Origin of the sequence: Klebsiella sp. Q2 (assembly GCF_009900705.1) — a bacterium.
GTDB classification, from domain to species: domain Bacteria; phylum Pseudomonadota; class Gammaproteobacteria; order Enterobacterales; family Enterobacteriaceae; genus Klebsiella; species Klebsiella quasipneumoniae.
Map to the genome: position 1 here is coordinate 17203 of NZ_JAAABE010000001.1, position 22694 is coordinate 39896.

The window sequence follows — 22694 nt, forward strand, 5'->3', positions numbered from 1 at the left end:
TTCAGGCTCCTGTCTTTTCAAGTAAATGTCTGAACGCAGCATCTGGAGGACATACCTCATCAGCCAGTCCAAGGTCCACACCATCAGCAGCCATAAAACAGGCGGCCTGAGTACTTTTAATCACCTTCGCGCTTATGCTGCGATTTCTGGCGACGGTATTTACGAACAATTCCCCCATAGCATTAATATCCTGCTGGATGGCATTGAACGCCTCTTCAGAAAGTTCGCGCAATGGCGATCCCTCCGCTTTACGGCTGCCGAAAGTAATAATGGTCACTTTCAGCCCGTCATCTTTAATTCGCTGCGTCCAGTCGAGATGCATGGTGATAACACCAATCGATCCCACTCCACCGGTTCGCGGAACAGAAATATGGTCAGCTGCGCTTGCGATAGCGTAGGCGGCGGAATAAGCGCTTTCTGTCAGAATGGCATGAATAGGCTTTTTCCCTCGCGAGCTGTAAATAACATCAACCAGGTCGAAACACCCCGCGACCTCACCACCAGGCGAGTCAATGTCCAGGCAGATACCTGTAACATCTTGGTCTTCCATAGCAGTAAGAAATGCCTGACGGATCCCGTCATAACCGGTCATGCCGCTATAAGGGCGCAGACTGCCTAGCTTCTGCACCAGCGTTCCGCTGATAGGAATAACTGCAATACCCAGTACGTTCTCATAGCCGGGGTCGTTCCGTGATTCACGCCCGCGGTTGTCATCGAAGCTGTACCAGTCATCATCCATCGCCAGAGACGATTCGATTTTGGTGATACCAAACCGATCCATCACGGATGCCATAATGACTTCGGCTTTACTCGGGTGTAGCGCCAGCGGCGTATTAAATAATCGCTGGGCCAGATGAGGTAGATTCACTTTTCCTCCGGATCGGTTATGGTCTGGCTGGCGAACTTATCAGCCTGCGCCCAGCTAGGAAGTGGAAGCCCTCTCTTCAGGCATGACTCAATCTCCAGCTGACGCTGATCAAGCACTTCCTCCCAGTCTTCGCCGACGTTTTCACCCACTTCAATTTCAAGCGTTGATAGACCTGCATCCAGACCAAGAATGGCGCCTTTTTTCTCTGCAACCGGATCCACCCAACCGCGACCAGGCCCCATCCAGCGCGCGCGGGAATATGCTGCGCGAGCGTCGATAAAATCTGGGGCGCCAGATGGCAGAGGCAAATCCTCATTGTCGTGGACTTCTTCAACAAAGGCCGTCAATAAAGGCTGAGCGGTACCCATGGAAAAATCATCACGTCGCCGGGTTAGCGTTTTCCATGCTTCAAGCAGCGAAGAACGTGCGGAGCTATAGTTAACATCTGACCAGTCCTGCGTTACCTGCTGAGGTGAAAGCCCAGTGCCGGAAGAAAAGTTACGCAACACTGCTGATTCGAAGACTTCGAAGTTGCTGTAAGGGCGGGCAGCATTCACTGTCGTGATTTTTTCGCCGGGGTAAAGAATCGGCATTCTGGCGCCGTTTTGCAGAGTCAGTCGACGATCATTGTGAAATTCAATGCGGCCGTCCTGATAAGCCCCAAGACTGGAGTCATCAAAATTTTCTCCCATTGCTGCCTGAACCATTTCCGAGTCATAAGGTGACTCGATATAGGCGGCAAAAATGGCATTCAGAATGGCGGCTTCCAGTTCGCTTTGATCATACTTAACAAGCATTTTCAGACGCTGAACAACCGGCGTCAGGATACCGTTACCACGATGCTGAGCACCTCGCTCATGGTCAAAATCATGAACAACATGCGGGCGACCCCAGGAGGTTTCCCTGGGTATGCGCCGCCATGTCATGGTCTTGGCACCACTCCACCAGTCACCGATATGCGCTTCACGAATGTGATAAGCAACTGGCGCGCCGTCTTCATCAATTTCGACACCGCCGCGAATATTTGGCATGTCGAAATTCTGCTGAGGGTTGCTAAGCCTGTCGGGATCGACGACCTGAACTGTGGTGGCGTAACGCCCTCTGCCCGGACCTAATCTGTCAGGCCGGTACTGGAGAAGAAGCAGCGCATCACCATCAATAAGCTTGTGCCTAAAGGCCAGGCGCAGCATCTGAGGGATAGTTAGCTTGCGCTCAACATCACAGTATCGCCCAGTGTCATAGGCCCACGTGCGCCAGTGAGCCTCCAGCGCTTTTCCGTACTCTTCAGCCCACGTAGAGTCGAAGGCTTTATTCCCGGTGACCATACGTAGCACCCGATAATCGGGTTTCATAATAGGCCGGAAATTAGCACCAACAGCATTATCCAGGAGACGCGTAATGGCGCCGCATGCCCAACCGTCATTTCGAACCAAATCACGTGCACGGGAAACAATGCGATCGCGATAAATGTTTATTTCGTTGTCCGGAGACCATAATGCCGGTTGCCAGTTCGCCAGTTGATCACTGAACGAATCAGCAGCGTCATAGGGTATCCGACTGCCACCTGTGAGCATGCTGGGCCGTGCGGAACGATACGGAGTACCATCCGGGCCAAGAATTTGCACTTTATTCATCAGAATCGAAACCTCACTGGCTTCCGTGGTCTGGCGACGATACCCAACTGAGCCTGTAGTAACTGAATCAGCGCCAGCAGGTCAGCCAGGGAGCTTTGCTGATAAGATACCGACCGTGTCCCGTCTCCCTGCGAATAGGAAAATGAAACACCGCGACTCCCGGTTGTTAAATCAATATATGCCTGCTGAGCTTTCTGCAGGGCGTCCCTGAGCTGCTCATCAGTCATTGAGCCAGCCAGCAGACTGGTATTCCGGTTGAACATGGTTTTCCTTATTGCGGCAGGAGTTTAGAGATTTTCTTACGCTTGACGGTGGCAGGTTCATCAACAACTGCCCCGGGTAGTTCGTAACTGATTTTTTCTTCTGGCACGGATGGCGCCGGTAAGAATTTCTCAGGGTTGGCTTCGAGGTTTGCGGCCCGAACGTTGAGCTTTAACCCCATATGCTTGAGACCACACAGAGCGGCATAGCTATAAACAAGGCAGTCGAGCGCTTCGTTCGCCCTACCGGGAATAGGCTCCCAGATACTGAACCGCTGTCCGGCCACCACTTTGTAAACCAGTCGCTCAGCCAGTAGCTGGTTGAAATATCCGATATCACGATCATCCGGGAAGTGCATATAGCCCGCGCCTGCGACTCCTAAAGCCGGCGGTTCAAGATGCAGACGACCGCGGACAACATCTTTCGCAGAGTTCACACCAATCATAATCGGGCGGAAGCTGGCTTTGCTTTTAGACGAAGGTCGTTTGGTTGGCCAGACTGGATTACGCTTACCGCCCTGAGCGGATTCACCTTTGATTGCCCAGACGCGACGCCCCAGACGCTCTTTAGCAAATTCGTAAACCTTTTGGGTGTGATGGCCGCCTGAGTCCATGCATGTCGCCATGACATTCAAGCCTCGGCCATCAGCCCGGCGCCAGATTTGCCTCAGATACGCATCAAGACGCTTCCATGGCTCATCTGTTTCCAGATCTCCATAGATGACGTCATGCGCTACTGACCAGGACTCCTCGTCTCTACCCCATCCGGTAATAGTGATTTCGAAGCGATCATCCTGCGTATCCACCCCGGCAGTTAACAGCGCAACTCCGTCAGGAACAGGAGCAGGGAAAACTTCGCGACGCGATAGCAAGATATCAACCGGCAGTTGTTTCCCGTGGTTAGGCCTATGCGGTAATCCCATTTGGGTGTTCCACCAGGCCTGCTCCCTGTCGGGGTCTCCTTTGGCATCAAGGTATTTCTTCGCAATATCCGAAGGCTTATCTTTTTGCCATGGGCTAAAAAGCTTTGATGCCTGATAACCGGCATGATGGTTATCCAGCGCTTCGGCTCCACAGTCTGGGCAGATGGCCCGATACACAGCATGCCGCTCTGATTCTGACCAGCGCCATACTGCATCAACGCTACCATCATCGTTTTCGTGCCATCTCTGGTCATACGCCATTAATGGTGAATGACGGGATCCGCAACATTCAAACGGCTTGGTTTGATGCCAGCGTATAGTCTGCAACGCCCGGAGTCTCTCACCCTCAGACCAGCCAGCACCGCAGCATTCGCAGTGAATCATCGCCGATTTTGTCAGGTGCTTATCGCCGTCTTTTGGCCACTGGACATGCTTAAAGAAGTCAAGAAACTGACGATGGCCACAATGGGGGCAGACTACAGAAGCTCGTCGCTGATCTGACTCCTCATAACTGTCAGCAATTCGGCTTTCATCCTCTACTGTCGGAGAACAAGCTCTTACAGAGAGCCATGTCAGGCCAAATGTCGCCGTTCGCTCCTCTGCCAGAGCAATAGGATCCCCCTCGCGAGTAATTGGGTATTTATCCACCTCATCCGCCAGGAGTACACGGATTGGTCGGCGTGCAAGGTTATCGGGACTACCAGCACCAGCGAGAGCCAGAAACCCGCCGGTAAAGGATTTATAAAGGATGGTTTCTTTTGAGCTTTTCTGTTTTGTATCGCCGATGATTTTACGAAGCACCGGAGTAACTCTGACCAGAGGGCTAATTCGTTCTTTTGAGAACTGCTCTGCAGCTTCTTCTTTCGGCTGCAGAAGTAAAATTGGACATGGATCAAGGTGTGCAAAATACCCAAAAAGGTTTTCCAGCAACGCAGTCTTCATTAACTGCGTGCAGCACATCACCGTAATGATATGGACCCCTGATTCAGTCGCGGCAAGCATTGGTCCGCGAGCAACTTCTACAGTTGAGGTTTCCCATTTCCCCGATGTACTCCCAGCCTCTTTTGCCAGCTTGCGGTAATCATCAGCCCATTGTGGAACGCTGATACGCGGAGGTGGGGTCCAGCCTTTCCTGACGCTCAGAAGAAGTCTTTCAGTCTTCTGCTGGGTTAAATTCTGGCTCTCCGAGGACTGAGATATGTTTGTGGACATGTTCAATCAGCACCTCTGTCATCCTGTCTGCCGGTACGCCAAGATCAGCAGCCATTAACGGCGCCACCCTTGACGGCCAGTTGAGCCAGGAATCACGCTGTTGGCGAAAGGCGTTGAAAAGAACCTCCTCGGCTACAGTCGTTTCAATGAGCTGACCATCTTTTTGCTGAAACTCTAATTTTGTCAGTAGTGCCAGGTAGTTTTCTTTTACACGACGCGCCTCATCGAGTGATAACTCTGCGCCGTTTTCCAGAATGAAATCCTTGGCAATGTTTTCCAGTGATGGAAGACCATTATCATCACGATCATTCACGACCGGCGGCGTAGGGGTAATGTTCTTTTTGGCTGGCGGCAGTGCGTCGTTTTTAGAGGGACGGTTGACGGTTTTTCTGTATTTTTCCAACTGTGCGTTTGAAGCAGCAACGTCAATGTCATCGCCAGACATGATCAGCCATCCCCTGCTTTTCCACATCGTGACTGTTTTGCGACTGACATTGTGGAGTTTGGCAAAATCAGACTGGTTCATTGTTACCTCTGAGTTACCTAAGTCTGTTACCCAAATCTGTTACCCTGGAAGATAAGGTAACAACATGGGCAACAAATAATTTTCCGGAAATTCTTTTATAAACAGGAACAAACATGCAAATGAAACAAAATGTAACTGTTACCTGTTACCCAAATTTGAAAACTTGTAGCTAGGAAAACACTGCGGCGCGCAATGCCCGTGCCTTACAAAAGTCTCAGGAAGGACCCAAAACCCAGAGGGGGATCACCGCACCCTGATTTGCCTGTCATTTCGCCACATCAGGCTCAATGGTATGCTGACAGCTCTCACACAGCCCGCAAGGATAAGAAATGGCAAAATTTAGTGTTCGTGTCGAATTGAGAAATTCTCAGGATGCTGACTACGATGAGCTTCACCAAAAAATGGAGGCCCAAGGTTTTTCCCGAACGGTTGCAATGACGACGAGTGATAGTGTTCTCATGCTACCTAATGCCGAATATAGCTATGAAAGCGAGACAAAAGATAAAGCTGCTGTCGGTGAGTTAGCTGAATCAATTGCAGAAAAAATACGCAAGAATCCCAAAATCATGGTGACTAAATCAGCTGGCCGCTGGTTCGCTAATCTTGATGATGCTTAACCCTCATGATCACCTGAATCAAGTGCATTATTTGCTAACCAAATGCGGGCTTCAGTGCCTGCATTTGGCTCTAACTCCTGAAGACGCTTTACATCCTCAAGCAGCAGCACGATAACATTTTTAAATTCTTTTTCATCCATTTCAGTACCCTCTCACTAATTTATTGAATAGGTTATTTTGCTGTCCTGATCGCATCCGCGATAGCGCGGCTTAGGGCAGCAGGCATTAAAGCCTCTGCCATCGCTTTTGAACGGTCCATATACCCTAGCACTGGGGTTACAGGAAGCGCATCACCAAACCTCACCAGCAGCTTAGGTGGCCGCTGTTTTGGTTTAGGCCTGCGCGTGCCATTGGGGGAGCGCTTAGCCCTCTTCTTCTTCGCCGGTTTTGGTTTGCGACGTTGCCAGACCGCATTGACATTGTTCACATCGCCAATAAAAACATTTGACTTTGCTTTCAACTGCGAAAGTTTATTTCGCGGCATGTTGCCGTATTTGTTCAGCTTGATATTTTTGGGGTTAAGCAGAGCAGAGCTATTCAGCTTATGATCGCCGCCAAACTCGAAAGGCTCCAGGTAACCCGCGGCTATATCTCGCACATAAACCTTTGCGCGAAGATCGTTCTTGCGGGCCCCTGAAGAACCCACTGCATTGACCGTGAACGGCGTTGGCGATTCCAGCTTCCGACCCAAAGCTACTTTTTGCGCTGCTGCAATCTGACGAACAACGGCTGTCATAGCCTGAGCTGTGGCATAGGGGATTTGCTTCTGCAACGTCTGAAGTTGCCGGGATAAATCCTTAATCGTAGCCATAAGCTTGTTCCAGAGTAAGCGAAGTTATCAGGCGCTGTTATTGCCCCTCGGTTTCTTCTGAGGAGTACCGTAGCGGGTACGCATTTCGCGGCAGGACATAAAAGTAGGCTGAGCACCGTTTGAAGCGATCATCAAAACAATAGGTAAGCCTATGGTGACGAGGATTAATAAGCCATTCCAGATGTAATAGAACATCATCGCGCCCTTATCTTTCCGTTAATTTTGTCAGGTACCACGCACAGAATTTATTTCGCAACATTGCCACTTCTTCTCAGAGTTGCGCCGCCACTTCTCGTCTTTGCGAGCCGTCAAGATGTGGATCACCTCTTTGGTTGACACCAGATCTATGCTTCTTGTCGGGTAAGCATTATCGAGCCATCTCGTAAGGTGGCTCTGTAATGACCTACTTCACGGTTTCAATGGTCGAACCGTGGCTATTGGTGATGTAAATCTGATCGCCCTTGTAAAGGAACTGGTAGCCAACACCACCAAGCTCAGGGATGTCCGGGAAAGCTGGTGAAGGAATACCTGAACAAATAATGGCAATGCAATCAGCCCGGTTTGCTCCAGTACGCTCGACCGTTAGTTGATGCTCATCGCCAACTGGTTTCGTCATATCTTGGTCCTCATAGGACATCGGGATATGCTCAATGATATCAGGCGCCATAACATCCAGTTCATCAGCAAGAGCAAAAGCCTGACGCCATTGCTCAGAGCCAGGGCGAGCAACGGTGATTTCTTTTGCCTCATACAATGAGGTGGCGTTGTTAATAATCTGCTTAACGGTAAACATTTTCTTCTCCTGCTTCTGGTAATAAAAAGCCCCGCTATTGCGAGGCATCGTATTTACTTGTATTTGATATTTATTGCCAACGAATCAACCTGGTAATCCGTCAATGTAGCTAAATATAAAACTGGCATCCATCATATTACTTTGATTAAAGCGGCTTCTTTTTATTGCCTCAAACCCTTCCTGCTTACTAGGCCAATTATTGCAACAATCATTCATATTGTTGTTTTTTTCAAACCACAGTTTTTTGAAACTGAACTCTTCAGCAACCTTTTCAAAAGCAACAACTGTTTTCTTCTGAGTTCGTGTAGCAGTGATGATCACGTTGCATCCCATCTCAGCTAACTCTTTGGTAGATTTTTCAACCTGAGAGCCCAAATCCCCCAAAGTGGATATCCCAATCTTAAGTCCATCACGCTCAAATACAGCTATAAGATCCTTTTCTCCACCAGGGTGGGGTTTTGCTGCCATAAAGGATGCATAGCGATCACTTTGCTCAAACAGTTTTATCAGAAATATTAGCGTTTCACTTTTTCCCCTGTTGCTGGAACCGAATACACCCATCATTAAGTTCATCTTGCAGCACTCCTTACTGTGTCGTCTTCCCTGATATAATGCTCATGCTGTGTTGATGCAACAGTTTTTATTAGCTATTAGTAGCCTTGTCGGTTTGTTGCGGGCAGTTCACCAGCACTGATTTGTTGTGCGCCAGAATGTCGCGCTTGGTCTGCATATCCAGCACGTCAATATCGTGGTCGGTCAGGTAGATAATGCGAACCCAGTTGCAGGCCGTATCAACGACTACCGGGGCGGGTAAACTTTTTGCGCAGCTCCCGATCAACATCGTCATCAGGCATATGGCTAACAGTCTGCTGTACATCGCTTGCCTCTTTCGTGACTTCTGCCTTACGTTCTGCCGCGGCGACGGTGGCGGCGGCGTTCTCTTCGGTACGCTGCTGATCGGCTTTGGCTTCTGCCTTACTGGTCCCGCGAGCATGACCAATACCGAACGCGCCAGCGATAGCACCCAGGATGACAACCACCAGCCCCGCGATAGCTTCGATTCCCATGATCACACCACCAGTACCGATTTTGCTTTCAGGAAGCGAGCGCGCCGGTTATTAATCCCGTTTTGTCCGCCGTTGATAATCTGCGTAACCCGGGCAAGATCACCCGGATATTTCAAGCAACCTTTTGAGACATAGAACCACGCTGCACTACAGGCCGCGTAGGAGGACTGCTCCAGTAATTCTGGCTGTGCCACAAGATCAACCTTCAGCCCGTTGCCGCAGTCCCGGTAATTAGAAAGTCCGGTTATTTGAATAAGTCCGCGCCCTCGATAAACCCAGCCATCAGTTGCTCTGTTGTTACCCAACCGCTTGCTATAGACAATATTGGCGATAGCCCGCTGGCGCTCCAGAGGTAATACTGTTTCCGACTGGCTGCGCCCGAGGGAATTGGCCTGAGCCTGTGTTAACCTGCCGTAACGAACAAAATCAGCAAGCCCGGCGATGCTGTAGTTGAAATTCTCCACTACCCTGTTAAACCCAAGGCTTTCATGGCCGCACTGAGCAATGAACATCGCCTGGTCGATAGCGGAAGTGATGCCAAACTCTTTCATCGCGGCTGTAATATGCGGATACCAGCGCGCAGCTAACCCGGCGCTGATACCAGCCGCCTTCTGGAATTGTGTTTGATTCATTAGTGCCTCAGTGCATCAACCAGCCGCGCTACATTGCCTCTTACGCTCAGCAGCACGACAAGGATCATGATATTGGCCGCGATGGTGGGCCATGATGAATAGGGATAGATGCCGCACAGATACGCCAACGGCACAGAGCTGTATATCACTGTTATCAGCCATGCCAGCCGCGACACCCACTTACGATGACGTGAGTCTCTGCGGCGATAGAACATCAATGTAACAACGACACCAGCACATAACAGCGCATTGATGGTTGCAGTAGGATCATTTAGTACCACCGGAACCTCCCCGGCGCGTTATTAGCGCCACCAGCGAGCCAATATCCTGATTGTTCAGGAAAGTAAGTATTTTCACGGCCAATGCCGAAATGATTACGGCACCAATAGCATCCAGAGGCTTATCGTTATACCCAGTCAGGTCGGATAACTTAGAACCGACCAGCCCGGAGCACAGAACTCCAGCGATATAGGACACAACGAAATAGGCCATCCGTCGTGGGGCGCTCAAATCGGCCGCTGTCGCTATATAAAAGACAGAACCGGCAAATGCCCCGAATACAACACCGTAGTCAGTACCGGTTAACAGCCCGTAAACACTCGCCCCAGTTAAAGCACCACCAGCTAAGCCTGTGCCGGTTATTGGTTCGGACATCGGTCCCCCTCAATTGCTGTGAATCCTCTCAGAACGAGGGGAAAGAATTCAGGCCGCAGGCTTATGCGTTTCACGGTTAATATGCAATTTTTAGCCTGGGCCATAAATGAAAAAACCCGCCGAAGCGGGGTTTTACTTTTGATATACACAGTTGCTGAAATTCTATTAAACCAACCCTGCCTCGTTAAGAAAGACATAACCTTTTGGTGTGATTGAAGTGGCGAGCCAACTAGAATCAGATTTCGTCTGTATTGCTGTAATGTATCCCATCCGATATAGCTGCTCTATAGCCGAATCAATTTTGTATGGATGCTCAAAAGGGAAGTTGGTGTGTTGGACCGGCACTTTTAAGTTGGGGTCCGTCATGAGAATCATGATTTCTTTTTGATGCAGGGTAATAGCCATGTCTAACTCCTCTTTGTGGGGTTAACACGTATTTTACCATGCTTTAATGGGCCATCTTGGAGTGGCTATTTTTCGCACAAAACCCGCCTTTAAGCGGGTTTTTTTGGTTCTGCTACTCAGTTCGCTTTAACGTCCCGAGCCTATCACAATTCAAGCACTTCCCGCGCAACTATTCAAGTAAAATCTGTCGCTATTTGTGCCAAACGCATCACACATTGGTGCGTAAAGCATCGATTCCGCTAAATTTAGCCAAACATCGATCCTGCTCTCGCAAGTCCTCAAGCACCATTCTGGATGCTTTTCGTTTAGCTCTTTTGCCATGGCCTTCTTGCTCATGCGATAAACATACCGATCCTTGATTAGCTTATAGAGAGCTTTATTCCCGGAGCGCACAAGCTCGGTGCTAAGCACTGAATCAATTTTCAATCCCTCCTCGTCAGTACAAAACGCCAGGCCGCTTTTATTTTTACCGCTGAGGATTTCCTTGAAGAAGGCTTCCAACTCAGGTTTGGTAATGCCCGATTTCTTCATACGGCGCAGTGCGTCATTGATGGCAGTTTTCGTTATCTTCCCGGATGCCAATAGCTGGTTAAACATGTTGCCGCCGCTACCGCCTCCAATGTATGACCAGCGGCCCCACATGCGCAGCTTTCCCTGTATCCAGATGCTTTCCAGCGTACGGAGGCGAATCATTTCACCTGCCTTACCAACTTCAGAAGGGTTGATCATACATTCACCTCATTTTGGGTATTGCTCTGTCCAGCAGCAAACTGCGCCAGCGACATAAATGCGCGGCCCTTCGCTTCGAGTTCCGCTCGATTGATGTAACTAAACCGCTCGCCAGCCCATGACTTATCAAACACGACAATGGCGCCAGCGAAAAACGCACTGGTCGGCCTTTGTTTGTCGTCGGCTGGCTTAAACCACTCGGGCAGATCGAAACCAATTCGCCCACGAATAAAGCAGACGTGATCCGCATCTTCCGGCCACCACGTTTCGCTTGTGGCTGACTTCACCAGGAAGACATAGCGACCGCTCTTCTCTCGTTGCGCAGCTGCATAGTTCATGATGTGCGTCATGCCAGTGATAGCTTGCTTTTCGTGGTACTGAGAGCGGCTGTAAGGCGGGTTTCCGTAAGCTGCGCCGCCGAGTTCACCCAGACGCCCTGACCAGTCCTGTGTCAGCGCGTTATCTTCTGCGGTAAACCAGACGGGGCATTTTGCATTGTTGTCGTCTGCGAACAGGTCCAGCATCAGCGGGCCAAACATCGCGTTAATACCCCAGAACAGCAGATCCGGAGTCCGCCACTGGTCGCCGACTTCTTTTAAATAGTGATGGGGCGCTGAACGCAGCGCTGTAAGAGCTTCACAGTAAGAATTAGTCATGCGACCTCCTGGTTTTTATTGAGGTGAGGAGCGTTTGAGAGAAATACTGCTTTTGCAAAGCCAAGTGGAGTTGCGCTTCGGATGTTGGCGCGATCGTCGCCAGGAGGGCATTCGTGAATGCGGTTGTCCGGATACCAGTCAGTCACCAATCCGGCGAAAGATGTTCCTGAGATGACCTCGATTGCCTTCTTCTTCGGCACCATCCTGCCGCACGCCAGCTTCACGGCGTCGATAGCCGCTTCAACCATCGGGTGCATATTCTCTGCCGGCGCCTTGAAGCCGTTACCCGTCCAGAGGCAGGTCTGCTTCGTGTAGTTGTCATCCGCGCACAGCCCAGTGAACTGGTAGGGATGGAACGTGTAATCGGATGAGCCGAAAATACTGCTGAATACGCTGACCGGGTTTTCAAACGCCCACGGACAACCAGTCACCATTCCAATCATTCGGCATTGCTCAGCGACCAGCGCAGCTTTGGCCTGAAAATGCGGGTCTTTGGCTCGTTTAGCCTCGAACCACCGGGAACCGGAAACAGCCACGTCTGTGCATGGCGGAAAACCAATAACCATGACAATGTTCTCAGTACGAATAATTTGAGAAAGCCGTGGCATCGCTTCCAGAATGGTTGCCGAAATATTTTCATATCCCCCATCAATGCAAGTCTCTGGATGCTGCGGATCCACCAAGACGGCGCGATAGCCAGCCTCAACCCATGGCTCAGCCATTTTCCCGGTTAAATCACAGAGGCAAATAACAGTCCCTTTGCTCATGCTGCCTCCTGCGATTTTTTCAGCGCGCGTAACTCGGCGTATGCTTCGGCGCGGATGGCTTCCAGCTCTTCAATTGTCCAGCGATGGATTCTGTTGTCGTTATCAAGCCCCTGCACTGTAGCCTCATCGTATTTTGCAACCAGACCTATACGGTAGGCCTTAATATTCCCGGACTTGCCGACGTTGCATTCATCGCACTGGAGATTGATATTGATGCGGGTAAACCGCAGATGAGACGCTTTAGCGACAGTCCGATAATGCCCGGCATGCCAGACAGCAGCGTTATGAGTTCCACAGGAAATGCACCCTTCTCCATTGGCAAGGGCCAGCTCACGACATAGTGTGTTAACCACGCGTTCAGTGACTTCAAGCCAGTGGCTCAGGGATTTTTCCGCCGTCGTTCGTTCAGGGCGGATATGGTGAAGGGGTTTATTTTTTAATCGGTCTTGCGCTTTGGCTTTCTGCTTTTCACGCTGAAATGCGAGGTACTGGAGCTTATGCTCTTCGCAGCACCAGTAAACATTCGAATAGGTCAGATTGAACCAGGCACCGCAGCCGGGTGCTTTGCATCTGCGACGGGGATCTCTCATATCGCACCGCCCTGGTGCGACAGACAAGCAAAAACACCGCGCACGGAGGCACGGCGTTGAATGGAATTACTGCGTTTTTGCGTCATCACTTTTCTCCGGTGATGGCGCGATAGGTTCGGTGTTCAGCCGAAGTGATTAGTATAAATCAGCTTTTCTTCTTCCGGAAGAAGCTTTTGCATTGCTTGTGAGATTCCTCGGTATTTATGATTTCCCCATCCTCTAATGGGGTAAGAACAAAAATCCCCCCTGGCAGACTATCAACGACATAACGCCCCAGAATGCGAATTGCTTCAATAATCTCTTTTTCACTCATTAGTTAGCACCTTGTGATTATTCCATAAATATTGGTTTTTGCTTTTCCTGTACAGGGATGGCTAAAAATGAACTCGCGACGTTCTGGAATACAATGACATATTTAAATCGCCCATCAAGACCCTATTTTCACGGGAAGGGGTGAATGAAAACAAAAATATAAAAATAAATAAATTCAATATCTTAAATGAAAGAAAAAAATATAAAAAAGTCATTCACATTTTTTCTCTGGCGCAACCCCCTATTTCACTCAGATAAAAGAATTTAGCCAATTTCAGGATTTAATTAATTACAGGAAAAATTGAGTAGCAGAAAACACTACCGCGACAAAGAATGCACATTTTGTGTTGTGCGCAACACCCTATTTAACCTAACTAAAGGTCTTCATGTAACTTCAGAGCTTAACGATTACAATTCTGTACTATACAGCATAAAAAACTATAAGAATGGGTGATGCATATTTTGTATAGCGTGCAACCCCCTATTTACTCACATAAGGAATAGAAATGTTCAAGATTCTCTTATGATTAAACAAACCCGCCGAAGCGGGGTCTCATTGAGGGGATTTTTCGGCTATCTTGTTGTGAACTTCCCACAGGCTAATGCCACAGCTCGCGCAGAAGTTGGCAAGGTAGTCCAGGCCAGACCACTCGCGAATCCCTCCGCGAGCAGCCTCCACAAACACAGCTATTTCCTTTCCCCGCCACAATCCGAACAATCGCCAGCCGCCACCGTCGGGGCTTTTTACCGCGGCTATGCGCGTTAATACGCCGGTCTGATACAGCTCAGTGAAGGCCGGTTTCTTTCTGGTTATCATTCGCATAAATACAAACCTGTGATTTGTTGATAACAAATATCGTGTTTGCGTTTTATGGTTTCACCTCCTGCCGGGCGGCTGCGAGCATGGCGGCGCGGCAGGTTTTCTCCGCCCACTCCAGATACTTCTCTTTCACCCCTTCATCCAGTCCGCCGCAATCGACGAGATTATCAACCAGTTCGCGAGCCAGTTTTTTGAAATCCGGTACTACCGGCGCTACCGGCGCTGGCTGCTCTTTGATGTGCAACCGCGGCTCTCCGTCTTTCGGCTCCGGCCATGAGCGCTGTTTGTTTACCGCCAGCTTATCGATCATCGCCTGGGTTATTTGCTCGTCTGTAATACCAGCCCGGTGCTGGGCGTCCCACAGCAGGAATTGCATATCAGCCCATTCCGACAGGTCGCCAGGCTCGGCAGCGGCTTCCAGTGCTTCTTTGCTGAGGTGATTCAGCGGGCCAACCGGGCCCACATTGCCGAAGGTAGCCTTTGACCATTCAGCGTGTTCACGGCGAACCTGATTGCGAGCAAATGAGAACTCCCCCATCAGCGCTGCCAATGCGATTTCAGTAATACGCAAATACATAGCTGCGCGGGACGGATTGCTGAATTCACCCTCTTTTAAAAACTTCGACATTTCCGCCACGTCAGCACGGCACACGGCGATTAATTGCTCATTAGTGAATGTGGCGATATCAGTCATTCCAGGCCTCCAGTTCGTTCTCTATTTCTTCGTCGATCTCGTCGTTGGTAGCTTCTTCATTCAGTTGGTCGCGGGCTTCTTTGAGATACACTTCACGACGCTTCCGGTACCATTCTGAGAACTCAGGAGTCCAGCCTTGTAGGGAGCCGTCAAAGTCAACTTTGGCGTTACGTTCAGCCATGCTCTCGACCATACTGTAAGCGGTGGTAAGCGCCGCTTCGCGGATATACCCACGAAGGTCACGCTTGCGCCAGTACGGATTGCGCTTTGAGTCGCAGAATGGTTTAAATTCAACTTCCCAGCGGCGGATGCAACGTGCGTTCAGTGATTTACTCATGCTGCCCACCATTCAATAAACATGCAGATACCAACGGTTACTACGGCAATCAGCACCCAGCAGATCACATCTAACAAGGCGGCGAACCGACGCAGGGTATATTTGCTGTAATTCTCAGGATCAATATTCATACCGCCTCTCCAAGCACCCAGCGCAGAGCCTCGGCATATTCGCCGCTGGCATCTTCGAGGGCTTTTGCAATTTCCTTGCGTGATTTGATACGCGGCTTTGCTTCACCGAGTATCTGACGTTGCCGACGGGCTTTTTCGTGGCCGGTTGTGCCAGCAGTTGCCGCTTCGATTTCAGATACCTTCTCCCGCTGCTCTTCAGGTTTAAGCGATGCCAGCTGACGCGCCTGGGTAACTGTGACCGTTCCGGACTCCACTGCATCGCGAACAGCCTGGGTGGCATCCAGCAGTGACAGAGTTGCGCGTACGGTCTGGACACTCACGCCAAACATCAGCGCTAAATCGTCCTCGTCGTGCCCGCGCTCCAGCGCATCAGCCATTTTCTTTGCTCGGCCCAGTGGCGTATCTGCCTGGCGGATTTCGTTAGCACTTACCATCGCCTGTGCCATGCGAACGGCTGATCCGCGTTTAGTTACCGCAGGAACCAGTAATGGAGATTCACCCTGTTTAACCAAGCGCTTATTAGCCTCCAGGGTATGACGCACGCGCTGACGACCATCCACCACACAGGCCAGCCCGCTTTCGGGATCTTTCCAGACGATAATCGGCTCAAGAACGCCCTGGTCCATGATGTTCAGTACCATTGCTTCGCTGATAGGCAGGTGGATACGCTCATCGTAAAGCGGGTGATCTTTGTCGGTTACCAGATGCAGTTTTTCTGGTTCGAACATCAGAACGTTGGTTTTGCCGCTGGCGCCATACGCGTCGATCGAGTTTTTAGCCATTTTTCACTTCACCTTTTTTCTGTTCGACCTGCTGAGACCATTTTTCAATCAGCCGGATTTTCGATTTGCTCTTGCCACCAGCCCAGTAGCTATCCTGTACGCGGAGATGTCCGTAAGGGCATCTCAGGGCCCCGGAACAGGCGCCAGCCTGGTAATCCCGAAAATAAAACTCCGCAGCTGAACCACAGACCGGGCAATCAGGTATTTCTCGCATCACCGGCTCACCTCGCGGATTTTCTGGAATTTAGTGCCGTGGTGCGGATTAGCAGGGTTAGTAACTTTCGAATTCATAAACCCGGCGGCCACCAGACGCTCGCAGCGGTAGCGAGGGCGATCAACAAAACCTGCCAGGGACTGCCACTCAAACCAGACTCCAACCGGCACCGACTGGAGCAGTTTGATATCCAGTTCTGTGAGTTTGCTGGTTACCGCTACGGGCTCGGTGCTTCCACCCGGCATCCAGTAGCCATTCAGGTTTTGCGCTTTGCCTTCGCGCTCCAGCACCATCAGGCGGGCCAGCATTTCAGGCGCTGTCAGGTCGAAATAGACAGCCAGCTCACGGCAGGTGACCTTCTCCAGCTCTTTCAGCACGTCAGTAATTTTTTCCATCAGAGATATCCTCACGGTTAAATTTGTTAGCCCCGGAAACCTTTCGGGATGTCGGTATCCAGTTTGCTGCTCACACCGAACGAGCTGCCGGTTGCCAGGTTTGCCGGGCATAACTTCAGAGCCAGCTCCTGCCATTTGCTGCGTAGGGTTTTCACGGATTGAACTCGGGAGCACCAGAACTGATCGCGCTGAATGCGCTCAATCATGGTGCGGATTTGGTCATGGCTGCAGCCGTGCTCCTGGCGCAGCATGCAAATTTCTTGCGCCCAGGCTGAGAAGTTCGGCTCTCTTGGTTTTGCCAGAGTGCCGTCGAACTCTGCTGCGCGTTCGTACAGCTCGATGATGGTCGACCAGAACCACGTAGCGAGGTCGAAATCGTCATCGGTAGCCAGGTTACTGGCTTCGGTAGCGTCAGGAATGACTGCTTCCGGGATGACAGTTTTTTGAGTCGATTCAGAAAAGTTATCCACAGGAGAAATCTCTCCCGCGTGGTTTTTATGATCTGTATGTAATGATCTGTTTTTAAGATCTGTATAGAGATAGGATTCGGCTTGAGAGCCGTTTCCAGGATTCGGCTCATGAGCCGTTTCCATTCGGCTCTTGGGACGAATGCATTCGGCTTGAGAGCCGTTTCCATTATTTTCAGTAACTTGCTTCGATTCGGCTTTTGCGCCGATTGCATTCGGCTTATAAGCCGTTTCCATTACTTTCAGTGACTTATTCCCATTCGGCTCTTGAGCCGAATCCAGTATTTGCGGGAATATCCGTGAAATCAGCGCTTCCTGGTCAATTCGGTAATGCTTTTTGGGTGTTCCACCGACCTGGCGAAGCTCTTCTTCGATGACGCCTGACAGGTACTGATCCGTAATTTTGAACATCGCTTTTCGGACAACATCGCCATCTTTAGCGCGTACCTCTTTCGCAAGCGCCGCATGCTCCTTGTAAAACCAGCCATCATCCAGACTCGACTTACCCGACCAGAACACCAGTTGGTTGAGAATCGCTGCCAGCAAATGCTGCTGCCTGTCTCCTGCAAAGAAATCCAGATACGGGCCGGGAATCGTTATGCAGTTCCCCTGCCCTGACATGGCCTGAACAATTTCAAAGACCTGATTGCTCATACCAAAACCTCATTGTGTAGCCGTAAAAACTCACGTAACCCCATCCAGCCAACAGTTCCGCAGTCTCTCCGATAGGAAACGTCTTTCTCAGTTGCCGTGAGTACCGTCACCATGTGCCCCTTGTGTCTGTGCTGAAAGCGTGCTCCCGCCTTGGGTATCCCGTTACTTGCGCAATCCCCTTCGGATGGCACATACGACGGATAAGCCTTTTTAAGGCGTGCAATCAATTCAGCAGCAGACTGGTTACACATAGCCACCTCCGGAATCAGTGGTACTTCGGCACTTCAACAGCTCCAGGCTGATAAGCCTTGCTGTAGACGGCTTCAATAGCGTCATCGTGAGCATCAATTGCCGTTCCAATAGCGTGCTGAGCCGCAAGCAGCGCCCGGCGCTCAATGGTGTCGAAGATGCTCAAGCGATGACGGATTTCACGCGGCAGAACACGCAGGATTGCCGGAAGCAGCAAACGGATTTTCTCGCGCTGTAGTTCGGTCTCACCTTTCAACCAGCGGTGGAAAATGTTCTGCTGGTTACTCCAGGTTTTCCCCGGAACCAGGCGCAGTTGATTACCGCCAATACGTGCATATTCCTCAGCGATAGCATTTGCCGCGAACGCCTGACCAACTTCTGCAGCCCAGGCCAGCAGAACCATTTCAACGTGCTCGTGTTTGATTTCCATCAATCAGACTCCTTCTGTGCTGTAGCCGTATCATTCTCAGGAAGGCCACTGGTTGGGTTTGGGTGAAGATCAGGACGCAACTCATGCGGAGTAATTCCAGTTGCCTCGTAAACCTGAATTACGCGCTTTGGTGGAACTTGCCCCTGGTACTTATGGATCCATCGACTCAGCGACGACGGTTTAATGTTCAAGGCAAGTGCAAGCCGACGTTTGCCACCTGCAGCTGTAATTGCCTTATCAAGACCTGACATGTGAACCTCTCTTTTAGCCATTGTGCAATTATATTGAGCTAATGGCTAAAAAAAATCAACAACAAGAAATTATTAATGTGTTAGCCAGTGGCTTACAATTGTTGCTATGAAGACAGAAACCCAGCATGAATCAGGCTCAAAGCCACAAAGCACGCTTGCCGCAAGACTTGATGAGCTGATGAAAGTGAATCATTGGTCTCGCACAGAAATGGCTCGGATTGCGGGAGTTAGTCCTACCTCTGTAACCAACTGGTTTAAGAGGGAAACCATAAGCAAGGAGTCAGCAGCCAAGCTAGCCAAGGCCGCTAAAACCTCGCTCTCATGGATACTTACAGGAGCAGAGGAACTCGGCGGGACATACACTGAAGACGAAATTGCACTTATTGAAGTTTTCCGCGAATTGCCGCCTATCGAGAGGCGCAACATGCTGGCTGCATTCCAAATGCGGCTACAAAAACTCAAAGATTTTTACTCTGACAACGTAGATCCGACTACCAGAGAAAAATAAATTCACTTCAATTTCAAAAGAATGCCGCCGATTGGCGGTATTTTTTTAGCCTTTGACTTATCTTTTGGTTGATTTTATTTAGCCTGTAGCTCACCATAAGTACATCGACACAACGGTGCGATAGGTTAAACGTTCCGCTACCCGGCGATAAGGGCTAACTAAACGAGGTAAGTATGAGCAAATTAAGACTCTTGAAGGTCACCGTTCGGAAATCCGGCAATCCCGTTTACTTCGGTCGTACCCGCGTTGCACGCAATGCGCAAAAAGAAGTTCGCCTTACCCATGGCCGTACCCTGTCAACTGGCTGCATTGACACAAAACAGCGCTACCTAAAACTCACGGCCATCTGATTTTTCAGGTTGGCCACCTTTGCAACAGACCTTGCAATGCAGTGAATGCGGCTATGCGCACGCGGTTCAGTTAAAGCAGTACCACTTGTTTCCCGAAGTGGGGTGGAAAGAAAGCTGCCGATACCAGTTGTTAACTGGCTGGTATCACCGGGAGGCACCCGGCACTGCATTGCAAGGTCTGTTGGTACTCAAATTCACATGACAGTGAGGGTGGCAAATGATCCGCGAACATGAAGTACCTGCGTGGCACCGGTTCTGCATAAAGGTTGCTCTGCTTGTGGTTGCAGTCGCATGGGTTAGCTTCAAATTTTGCTGGGGTGTCTCATGAGCAAAAACGGCATTCGTTCCCTGTTAATCGCGCTGGCCATCGGATTGGTTTTCTGGAGTGGGCTGGCTGTCGAAATTATGTATATCAAAGGGGTATTCAATGGCTAATTTACTGCATGGCAACCCAGCTTTTAAAGCGGCACAAAGCAAGCTGGCTATTGCGCAATTCATTGGTAATAGTGAAATGTGGTCAGAGGCTTTTTCCTCAATGAAAGATATTTATGAGGGAGCTAAGCACGCAGAAGATTTCATGTTTTGCGGTCGCGAAGAATCTCTCTCAGCCCTGAAATTCAACGATGTTATTTTGAATTATGACATGTATGGTGATTTGGTTTCTGTTAATGCAGATTCTGGCAATGCGCGTTACAAAATAAACACTCAAGTTTCTTACTAATACCAGCACCTTTTATTTAATGCCTTGACTGGCAGGTATTAACACACATTAAATTTAACCGGAGATAGATAAATGGAAGAATTAAAGTTGCACTGTCATGGTTGCGGCGGTTCTTTTGCTCGCGATGAGCTGCAATATCGCCCATCTGGCAGGGGAGCTTATCGGAGAGACTTTTATTTCTGCCCGGTATGCAACGAGAAAGAAAAGCAGAAAATCGCCCTATCCGCTGCCGCATCCTCGTTTCGTAAAACCTTGCCGTCACGCCCAGGACACCTTGCCCACAAGCGCTGGTAGGTGACGGATGATAATCACATCCAACCGTATTCCATCGCATGTAAACGAAAAGGCATCGCAAATCCTCAGCTTGTATAGCAAAGGAAACATAAAGCCATGCCGCATCAAATGCGGGAATTTAAGTTTAAAGATTGGCAGAAAATGGCGCTTATTATCCCGCAATAACGGTACCTGCTGGGAAGTTATGAGCCATGAAAAATACAACCAACTTAAAGACAGGAAAGCTCAATCATGAAAATAGAATTTAACGATAAAGGTGTAATTGCTACCGCCACGATTACCAGCACAGTTTTTGAATTTCGTCTTCACAACCGCGTTGTTGATACGGCGCTATTTCTTGCTCCTTCGGTTCGCGCTAAGCGTAGCGGTTTCTTTGTTTTAAAAACGATTATTACCGGTAAAACCTCTCACGTACTGCGTGCGTATAAAGCGATTAAAGCGGAGGCATCACGATGAGCTGCGGATATCAAGGTTATGAGTTTGGTGCGCATTACCCGGATAGCCTTTGCTGCGATGGCTACCTCTGGGATGCTGATAGCGGTGATGAAATGGGGATGGACAACGGCGGGGATATTCCTTGCCCAGTCTGCAATCGCAAACAATGGATGGCTTTCTACCGCAATGAAATTATTGAGTGCGGCATGGAGCAGGCAGACCGCGAGCGCGGGCCTAAAACTGTGAAATACGGTGGATTCCCGGAGCCGATTCGTGGCGATGCAAAGGCTATGCGCACCATCCGCCGCTGGCTGCGTCGTGGTTGGTATCAGGGCAAGAAGTTTGATGCTGAAGCATACATGGAGGCCAAAAATGACTGAGCGCGGAATCATATTCAACGGGGAAATGGTGCAGGCCATTCTTGACGGTCGGAAGGCGCAGACCAGGCGGGTTATGAAGGTGCAGCCGGAATCCAACCAGCTTGGCTTGCTGCTTATCACTGACTCAACCAAGCGTAGTGACATTGGCAAATACCACTGGGCGGAATCTAACGCTACTGGTAACCATGTGCGTTCAAAGCTTTTCTCATGCCCGTTTGGCGCCGTTGGGGACCGTATCTGGGTGCGTGAGACGTGGGCAATCTTGGGTAACGAAGATGGATGCTGTATCGACTGGGAAGAAAAACTTTGCAAAGCGGATGAACGCTCAGCTGCGAGGATTTACCGTGCCAGCTGCGAGCAGAGACCAGGTAATTACGGCCTGTGGTCTATTCCTGATGATGCCGACTGGAAGCCCCATACCAAAGACTATCAGTACGAAGGTGCATGGCGCCCATCCATCCACATGCCGCGCTGGGCCAGCCGCATTCTGCTGGAAATCACCGACGTGCGCGTGGAACGGCTGAACACTATCAGCGAAGAGGACGCACGAGCAGAAGGCATTATTGACGGTGGCTGTCTTAATTGCGGGGAACCTGAGCCATGCGGATGCGCCAACCCAGAGCCTGATGCTACAGATGCTTTTGCCTACCTGTGGCAATCGATCTACGGGCAGGAAAGCTGGAATGCTAACCCCTGGGTTTGGGTTATTGAGTTTGAACGCGTTGAAGGCGGTGCAGCATGAGCGACTTACTCGAAATCAAGGTAGGCCACACATACCGGGCAAAGCGGCCGCGCCCTGCTGGCACCATTATCAGTCCGCTGGTGAACGACCGTACCGTTACCTGGTTCAGCAGGTCACACGTCCAGTATGACAGCCCGTCCGTTTCGTTTGGGCGGCATTACCCCACAGTCACCATCGAGAAGTTTCGCTCACGGGCTTCTCACGATGTGACCGACGAACTTCCCCAGGGTGAGTACGCCCCATGGCCAATTAAAAAGGCAGGCATAGCATGAGCGTAGGGATTGCCATCATTAACCGCCCGACAGTCGCGGCTAACAATGCAGGGAAGAGCTTAAGCGGATGTATGAGACTTGGTGCCACTATCGTGGCCTGAAAGTGGTGTGA

Annotated in this window: 38 protein-coding genes and 1 pseudogene; 9 read left to right on the top strand and 30 right to left on the bottom strand. The window is 50.2% G+C overall.

Annotated elements, in window-relative coordinates; genetic code table 11:
• Position 1: 1 nt before the first annotated feature.
• The 5 genes from GT756_RS00105 to GT756_RS00125 are packed head-to-tail and all read right to left on the bottom strand — an operon-like array spanning position 2 to position 5423.
• Complete coding sequence (locus GT756_RS00105) at positions 2–868, bottom strand: S49 family peptidase (protein WP_160124490.1); 867 nt, start codon at positions 866–868, stop codon at positions 2–4.
• A complete protein-coding gene (locus GT756_RS00110; RefSeq protein ID WP_094334138.1) occupies positions 865–2502 on the bottom strand; it encodes a phage portal protein in 1638 nt (545 codons plus the stop codon). The genes GT756_RS00105 and GT756_RS00110 overlap by 4 nt, the downstream gene beginning before the upstream one ends.
• The gene (gene gpW / locus GT756_RS00115) at positions 2502–2765 is read right to left on the bottom strand and encodes a gpW family head-tail joining protein (RefSeq protein WP_032735077.1); all 264 of its coding nucleotides are present in this window, start codon (positions 2763–2765) and stop codon (positions 2502–2504) included. Before gpW ends, GT756_RS00110 begins: the two co-directional genes overlap by 1 nt.
• 8 nt (positions 2766–2773) lie before the next feature.
• Entirely contained in the window at positions 2774–4897 is a 2124-nt protein-coding gene (locus GT756_RS00120; protein ID WP_160124491.1) for a phage terminase large subunit family protein, read from the bottom strand.
• Entirely contained in the window at positions 4839–5423 is a 585-nt protein-coding gene (locus GT756_RS00125) for a hypothetical protein (protein ID WP_160124492.1), read from the bottom strand. The genes GT756_RS00120 and GT756_RS00125 overlap by 59 nt, the downstream gene beginning before the upstream one ends.
• Before the next feature lie 329 nt (positions 5424–5752).
• Here GT756_RS00125 and GT756_RS00130 point away from each other — a divergent pair, with 329 nt between their 5' ends.
• Positions 5753–6040: a DUF2622 domain-containing protein gene (locus GT756_RS00130; protein WP_131135803.1), complete on the top strand. Its 288-nt coding sequence runs from the start codon at positions 5753–5755 to the stop codon at positions 6038–6040.
• On the opposite strand, the gene GT756_RS25675 is transcribed toward GT756_RS00130, so the two are convergent.
• The 25 genes and pseudogenes from GT756_RS25675 to GT756_RS00235 form a co-directional block, all read right to left on the bottom strand.
• Entirely contained in the window at positions 6037–6180 is a 144-nt protein-coding gene (locus GT756_RS25675; protein WP_165476474.1) for a hypothetical protein, read from the bottom strand. The two genes, GT756_RS00130 and GT756_RS25675, sit on opposite strands and share 4 nt — an antisense overlap.
• Before the next feature lie 32 nt (positions 6181–6212).
• Positions 6213–6851 (bottom strand): hypothetical protein, encoded by a 639-nt coding sequence (locus GT756_RS00135; protein ID WP_065800055.1) that lies wholly within the window; start codon positions 6849–6851, stop codon positions 6213–6215.
• A gap of 403 nt (positions 6852–7254) precedes the next feature.
• Positions 7255–7644, bottom strand: coding sequence for a hypothetical protein (locus GT756_RS00140; RefSeq protein WP_047666507.1), 390 nt, complete (start codon positions 7642–7644; stop codon positions 7255–7257).
• A gap of 84 nt (positions 7645–7728) precedes the next feature.
• Entirely contained in the window at positions 7729–8217 is a 489-nt protein-coding gene (locus GT756_RS00145; RefSeq protein WP_031592522.1) for a hypothetical protein, read from the bottom strand.
• A 70-nt stretch (positions 8218–8287) separates the two neighbouring features.
• Entirely contained in the window at positions 8288–8485 is a 198-nt protein-coding gene (locus GT756_RS26065; RefSeq protein ID WP_049026356.1) for a hypothetical protein, read from the bottom strand.
• The gene (locus tag GT756_RS00150; RefSeq protein ID WP_070991637.1) at positions 8436–8711 is read right to left on the bottom strand and encodes a hypothetical protein; all 276 of its coding nucleotides are present in this window, start codon (positions 8709–8711) and stop codon (positions 8436–8438) included. The genes GT756_RS26065 and GT756_RS00150 overlap by 50 nt, the downstream gene beginning before the upstream one ends.
• A gap of 2 nt (positions 8712–8713) precedes the next feature.
• A complete protein-coding gene (locus GT756_RS00155; RefSeq protein WP_070991639.1) occupies positions 8714–9343 on the bottom strand; it encodes a glycoside hydrolase family 19 protein in 630 nt (209 codons plus the stop codon).
• Positions 9343–9624, bottom strand: coding sequence for a phage holin family protein (locus GT756_RS00160; RefSeq protein WP_000243811.1), 282 nt, complete (start codon positions 9622–9624; stop codon positions 9343–9345). The genes GT756_RS00155 and GT756_RS00160 overlap by 1 nt, the downstream gene beginning before the upstream one ends.
• Positions 9611–9997 carry a phage holin family protein gene (locus GT756_RS00165; protein ID WP_001294159.1) on the bottom strand — a complete coding sequence of 129 codons (387 nt, stop codon included), beginning with the start codon at positions 9995–9997 and terminating at the stop codon, positions 9611–9613. Before GT756_RS00165 ends, GT756_RS00160 begins: the two co-directional genes overlap by 14 nt.
• Positions 9998–10162: 165 nt before the next feature.
• Positions 10163–10402: a hypothetical protein gene (locus tag GT756_RS00170; protein WP_001018764.1), complete on the bottom strand. Its 240-nt coding sequence runs from the start codon at positions 10400–10402 to the stop codon at positions 10163–10165.
• 150 nt (positions 10403–10552) lie between these two features.
• Positions 10553–11131 carry a DUF1133 family protein gene (locus GT756_RS00175; protein ID WP_086540474.1) on the bottom strand — a complete coding sequence of 193 codons (579 nt, stop codon included), beginning with the start codon at positions 11129–11131 and terminating at the stop codon, positions 10553–10555.
• A gap of 26 nt (positions 11132–11157) precedes the next feature.
• A pseudogene (locus tag GT756_RS00180) lies at positions 11158–11787 on the bottom strand (phage N-6-adenine-methyltransferase); the annotation flags it as partial.
• A complete protein-coding gene (locus GT756_RS00185; RefSeq protein ID WP_047718844.1) occupies positions 11784–12554 on the bottom strand; it encodes a hypothetical protein in 771 nt (256 codons plus the stop codon). The gene GT756_RS00185 and the pseudogene GT756_RS00180, both read right to left, overlap by 4 nt.
• Positions 12551–13144, bottom strand: coding sequence for a recombination protein NinG (locus GT756_RS00190; protein WP_064169000.1), 594 nt, complete (start codon positions 13142–13144; stop codon positions 12551–12553). The genes GT756_RS00185 and GT756_RS00190 overlap by 4 nt, the downstream gene beginning before the upstream one ends.
• A 145-nt stretch (positions 13145–13289) precedes the next feature.
• Entirely contained in the window at positions 13290–13457 is a 168-nt protein-coding gene (locus GT756_RS25680) for a hypothetical protein (RefSeq protein ID WP_162921945.1), read from the bottom strand.
• Between the two features lie 552 nt (positions 13458–14009).
• Positions 14010–14279, bottom strand: a complete 270-nt coding sequence (locus GT756_RS00195) for a hypothetical protein (protein WP_108452164.1) — start codon at positions 14277–14279, stop codon at positions 14010–14012.
• 46 nt (positions 14280–14325) lie between these two features.
• Positions 14326–14970: a DUF550 domain-containing protein gene (locus GT756_RS00200; protein ID WP_135725424.1), complete on the bottom strand. Its 645-nt coding sequence runs from the start codon at positions 14968–14970 to the stop codon at positions 14326–14328.
• The gene (locus GT756_RS00205) at positions 14963–15307 is read right to left on the bottom strand and encodes a hypothetical protein (RefSeq protein ID WP_048269262.1); all 345 of its coding nucleotides are present in this window, start codon (positions 15305–15307) and stop codon (positions 14963–14965) included. Before GT756_RS00205 ends, GT756_RS00200 begins: the two co-directional genes overlap by 8 nt.
• Positions 15304–15438 carry a hypothetical protein gene (locus GT756_RS26295; RefSeq protein WP_004184751.1) on the bottom strand — a complete coding sequence of 45 codons (135 nt, stop codon included), beginning with the start codon at positions 15436–15438 and terminating at the stop codon, positions 15304–15306. Before GT756_RS26295 ends, GT756_RS00205 begins: the two co-directional genes overlap by 4 nt.
• A complete protein-coding gene (locus GT756_RS00210; RefSeq protein WP_135725425.1) occupies positions 15435–16220 on the bottom strand; it encodes a hypothetical protein in 786 nt (261 codons plus the stop codon). Before GT756_RS00210 ends, GT756_RS26295 begins: the two co-directional genes overlap by 4 nt.
• Complete coding sequence (locus GT756_RS00215; protein ID WP_023158880.1) at positions 16213–16434, bottom strand: hypothetical protein; 222 nt, start codon at positions 16432–16434, stop codon at positions 16213–16215. The genes GT756_RS00210 and GT756_RS00215 overlap by 8 nt, the downstream gene beginning before the upstream one ends.
• On the bottom strand, positions 16434–16829 hold the full coding sequence (locus tag GT756_RS00220) for a hypothetical protein (RefSeq protein WP_131135796.1): 396 nt from the start codon (positions 16827–16829) through the stop codon (positions 16434–16436). The genes GT756_RS00215 and GT756_RS00220 overlap by 1 nt, the downstream gene beginning before the upstream one ends.
• A 26-nt stretch (positions 16830–16855) precedes the next feature.
• Positions 16856–17950 (bottom strand): hypothetical protein, encoded by a 1095-nt coding sequence (locus tag GT756_RS00225; RefSeq protein WP_038435187.1) that lies wholly within the window; start codon positions 17948–17950, stop codon positions 16856–16858.
• Positions 17951–18215: 265 nt separating this feature from the next.
• The gene (locus GT756_RS00230; RefSeq protein ID WP_070544645.1) at positions 18216–18629 is read right to left on the bottom strand and encodes a toxin YdaT family protein; all 414 of its coding nucleotides are present in this window, start codon (positions 18627–18629) and stop codon (positions 18216–18218) included.
• Positions 18629–18901 carry a YdaS family helix-turn-helix protein gene (locus GT756_RS00235; protein WP_309598408.1) on the bottom strand — a complete coding sequence of 91 codons (273 nt, stop codon included), beginning with the start codon at positions 18899–18901 and terminating at the stop codon, positions 18629–18631. The genes GT756_RS00230 and GT756_RS00235 overlap by 1 nt, the downstream gene beginning before the upstream one ends.
• Before the next feature lie 85 nt (positions 18902–18986).
• Here GT756_RS00235 and GT756_RS00240 point away from each other — a divergent pair, with 85 nt between their 5' ends.
• From GT756_RS00240 to GT756_RS00270, 8 genes are all read left to right on the top strand, one after another.
• Entirely contained in the window at positions 18987–19388 is a 402-nt protein-coding gene (locus GT756_RS00240; protein ID WP_064175995.1) for a helix-turn-helix domain-containing protein, read from the top strand.
• Between the two features lie 173 nt (positions 19389–19561).
• Positions 19562–19738 carry a hypothetical protein gene (locus GT756_RS00245; RefSeq protein ID WP_160124493.1) on the top strand — a complete coding sequence of 59 codons (177 nt, stop codon included), beginning with the start codon at positions 19562–19564 and terminating at the stop codon, positions 19736–19738.
• A gap of 324 nt (positions 19739–20062) precedes the next feature.
• A complete protein-coding gene (locus GT756_RS26070; protein WP_025714699.1) occupies positions 20063–20173 on the top strand; it encodes a hypothetical protein in 111 nt (36 codons plus the stop codon).
• Complete coding sequence (locus GT756_RS00250) at positions 20166–20459, top strand: host cell division inhibitory peptide Kil (RefSeq protein WP_160124494.1); 294 nt, start codon at positions 20166–20168, stop codon at positions 20457–20459. The genes GT756_RS26070 and GT756_RS00250 overlap by 8 nt, the downstream gene beginning before the upstream one ends.
• A gap of 72 nt (positions 20460–20531) precedes the next feature.
• Entirely contained in the window at positions 20532–20753 is a 222-nt protein-coding gene (locus GT756_RS00255) for a hypothetical protein (RefSeq protein WP_123640128.1), read from the top strand.
• Positions 20754–20984: 231 nt separating this feature from the next.
• Positions 20985–21209 carry a hypothetical protein gene (locus tag GT756_RS00260; protein WP_160124495.1) on the top strand — a complete coding sequence of 75 codons (225 nt, stop codon included), beginning with the start codon at positions 20985–20987 and terminating at the stop codon, positions 21207–21209.
• Entirely contained in the window at positions 21206–21568 is a 363-nt protein-coding gene (locus GT756_RS00265; protein WP_160124496.1) for a hypothetical protein, read from the top strand. Before GT756_RS00260 ends, GT756_RS00265 begins: the two co-directional genes overlap by 4 nt.
• Entirely contained in the window at positions 21561–22310 is a 750-nt protein-coding gene (locus GT756_RS00270) for a hypothetical protein (RefSeq protein WP_160124497.1), read from the top strand. The genes GT756_RS00265 and GT756_RS00270 overlap by 8 nt, the downstream gene beginning before the upstream one ends.
• The last annotated feature ends 384 nt before the right edge of the window (positions 22311–22694 follow it).

Bases quoted from the DNA above. Each gene is read 5' to 3' on its own strand.
- GT756_RS25675 (WP_165476474.1), bottom strand. From the start codon at position 6,180: ATGGATGAAAAAGAATTTAAAAATGTTATCGTGCTGCTGCTTGAGGAT.
- GT756_RS00210 (WP_135725425.1), bottom strand. From the start codon at position 16,220: ATGGCTAAAAACTCGATCGACGCGTATGGCGCCAGCGGCAAAACCAAC.
- GT756_RS00190 (WP_064169000.1), bottom strand. From the start codon at position 13,144: ATGAGAGATCCCCGTCGCAGATGCAAAGCACCCGGCTGCGGTGCCTGG.
- GT756_RS00245 (WP_160124493.1), top strand. From the start codon at position 19,562: ATGAGCAAATTAAGACTCTTGAAGGTCACCGTTCGGAAATCCGGCAAT.
- GT756_RS00130 (WP_131135803.1), top strand. From the start codon at position 5,753: ATGGCAAAATTTAGTGTTCGTGTCGAATTGAGAAATTCTCAGGATGCT.
- GT756_RS00195 (WP_108452164.1), bottom strand. From the start codon at position 14,279: ATGCGAATGATAACCAGAAAGAAACCGGCCTTCACTGAGCTGTATCAG.
- GT756_RS00185 (WP_047718844.1), bottom strand. From the start codon at position 12,554: ATGAGCAAAGGGACTGTTATTTGCCTCTGTGATTTAACCGGGAAAATG.
- GT756_RS00225 (WP_038435187.1), bottom strand. From the start codon at position 17,950: ATGAGCAATCAGGTCTTTGAAATTGTTCAGGCCATGTCAGGGCAGGGG.
- GT756_RS00215 (WP_023158880.1), bottom strand. From the start codon at position 16,434: ATGCGAGAAATACCTGATTGCCCGGTCTGTGGTTCAGCTGCGGAGTTT.
- GT756_RS00140 (WP_047666507.1), bottom strand. From the start codon at position 7,644: ATGTTTACCGTTAAGCAGATTATTAACAACGCCACCTCATTGTATGAG.
- GT756_RS00250 (WP_160124494.1), top strand. From the start codon at position 20,166: ATGGCTAATTTACTGCATGGCAACCCAGCTTTTAAAGCGGCACAAAGC.
- GT756_RS00120 (WP_160124491.1), bottom strand. From the start codon at position 4,897: ATGTCCACAAACATATCTCAGTCCTCGGAGAGCCAGAATTTAACCCAG.
- GT756_RS00155 (WP_070991639.1), bottom strand. From the start codon at position 9,343: ATGAATCAAACACAATTCCAGAAGGCGGCTGGTATCAGCGCCGGGTTA.
- GT756_RS00240 (WP_064175995.1), top strand. From the start codon at position 18,987: ATGAAGACAGAAACCCAGCATGAATCAGGCTCAAAGCCACAAAGCACG.
- GT756_RS00205 (WP_048269262.1), bottom strand. From the start codon at position 15,307: ATGAGTAAATCACTGAACGCACGTTGCATCCGCCGCTGGGAAGTTGAA.
- GT756_RS00125 (WP_160124492.1), bottom strand. From the start codon at position 5,423: ATGAACCAGTCTGATTTTGCCAAACTCCACAATGTCAGTCGCAAAACA.
- GT756_RS26070 (WP_025714699.1), top strand. From the start codon at position 20,063: ATGAGCAAAAACGGCATTCGTTCCCTGTTAATCGCGCTGGCCATCGGA.
- GT756_RS00265 (WP_160124496.1), top strand. From the start codon at position 21,206: ATGAGCTGCGGATATCAAGGTTATGAGTTTGGTGCGCATTACCCGGAT.
- gpW (WP_032735077.1), bottom strand. From the start codon at position 2,765: ATGTTCAACCGGAATACCAGTCTGCTGGCTGGCTCAATGACTGATGAG.
- GT756_RS00235 (WP_309598408.1), bottom strand. From the start codon at position 18,901: ATGGCTAAAAGAGAGGTTCACATGTCAGGTCTTGATAAGGCAATTACA.
- GT756_RS00110 (WP_094334138.1), bottom strand. From the start codon at position 2,502: ATGAATAAAGTGCAAATTCTTGGCCCGGATGGTACTCCGTATCGTTCC.
- GT756_RS00150 (WP_070991637.1), bottom strand. From the start codon at position 8,711: ATGGGAATCGAAGCTATCGCGGGGCTGGTGGTTGTCATCCTGGGTGCT.
- GT756_RS00145 (WP_031592522.1), bottom strand. From the start codon at position 8,217: ATGAACTTAATGATGGGTGTATTCGGTTCCAGCAACAGGGGAAAAAGT.
- GT756_RS00170 (WP_001018764.1), bottom strand. From the start codon at position 10,402: ATGGCTATTACCCTGCATCAAAAAGAAATCATGATTCTCATGACGGAC.
- GT756_RS00165 (WP_001294159.1), bottom strand. From the start codon at position 9,997: ATGTCCGAACCAATAACCGGCACAGGCTTAGCTGGTGGTGCTTTAACT.
- GT756_RS00135 (WP_065800055.1), bottom strand. From the start codon at position 6,851: ATGGCTACGATTAAGGATTTATCCCGGCAACTTCAGACGTTGCAGAAG.
- GT756_RS25680 (WP_162921945.1), bottom strand. From the start codon at position 13,457: ATGAGTGAAAAAGAGATTATTGAAGCAATTCGCATTCTGGGGCGTTAT.
- GT756_RS00270 (WP_160124497.1), top strand. From the start codon at position 21,561: ATGACTGAGCGCGGAATCATATTCAACGGGGAAATGGTGCAGGCCATT.
- GT756_RS00260 (WP_160124495.1), top strand. From the start codon at position 20,985: ATGAAAATAGAATTTAACGATAAAGGTGTAATTGCTACCGCCACGATT.
- GT756_RS00175 (WP_086540474.1), bottom strand. From the start codon at position 11,131: ATGATCAACCCTTCTGAAGTTGGTAAGGCAGGTGAAATGATTCGCCTC.
- GT756_RS00255 (WP_123640128.1), top strand. From the start codon at position 20,532: ATGGAAGAATTAAAGTTGCACTGTCATGGTTGCGGCGGTTCTTTTGCT.
- GT756_RS26295 (WP_004184751.1), bottom strand. From the start codon at position 15,438: ATGAATATTGATCCTGAGAATTACAGCAAATATACCCTGCGTCGGTTC.
- GT756_RS26065 (WP_049026356.1), bottom strand. From the start codon at position 8,485: ATGTTGATCGGGAGCTGCGCAAAAAGTTTACCCGCCCCGGTAGTCGTT.
- GT756_RS00230 (WP_070544645.1), bottom strand. From the start codon at position 18,629: ATGGAAATCAAACACGAGCACGTTGAAATGGTTCTGCTGGCCTGGGCT.
- GT756_RS00200 (WP_135725424.1), bottom strand. From the start codon at position 14,970: ATGACTGATATCGCCACATTCACTAATGAGCAATTAATCGCCGTGTGC.
- GT756_RS00220 (WP_131135796.1), bottom strand. From the start codon at position 16,829: ATGGAAAAAATTACTGACGTGCTGAAAGAGCTGGAGAAGGTCACCTGC.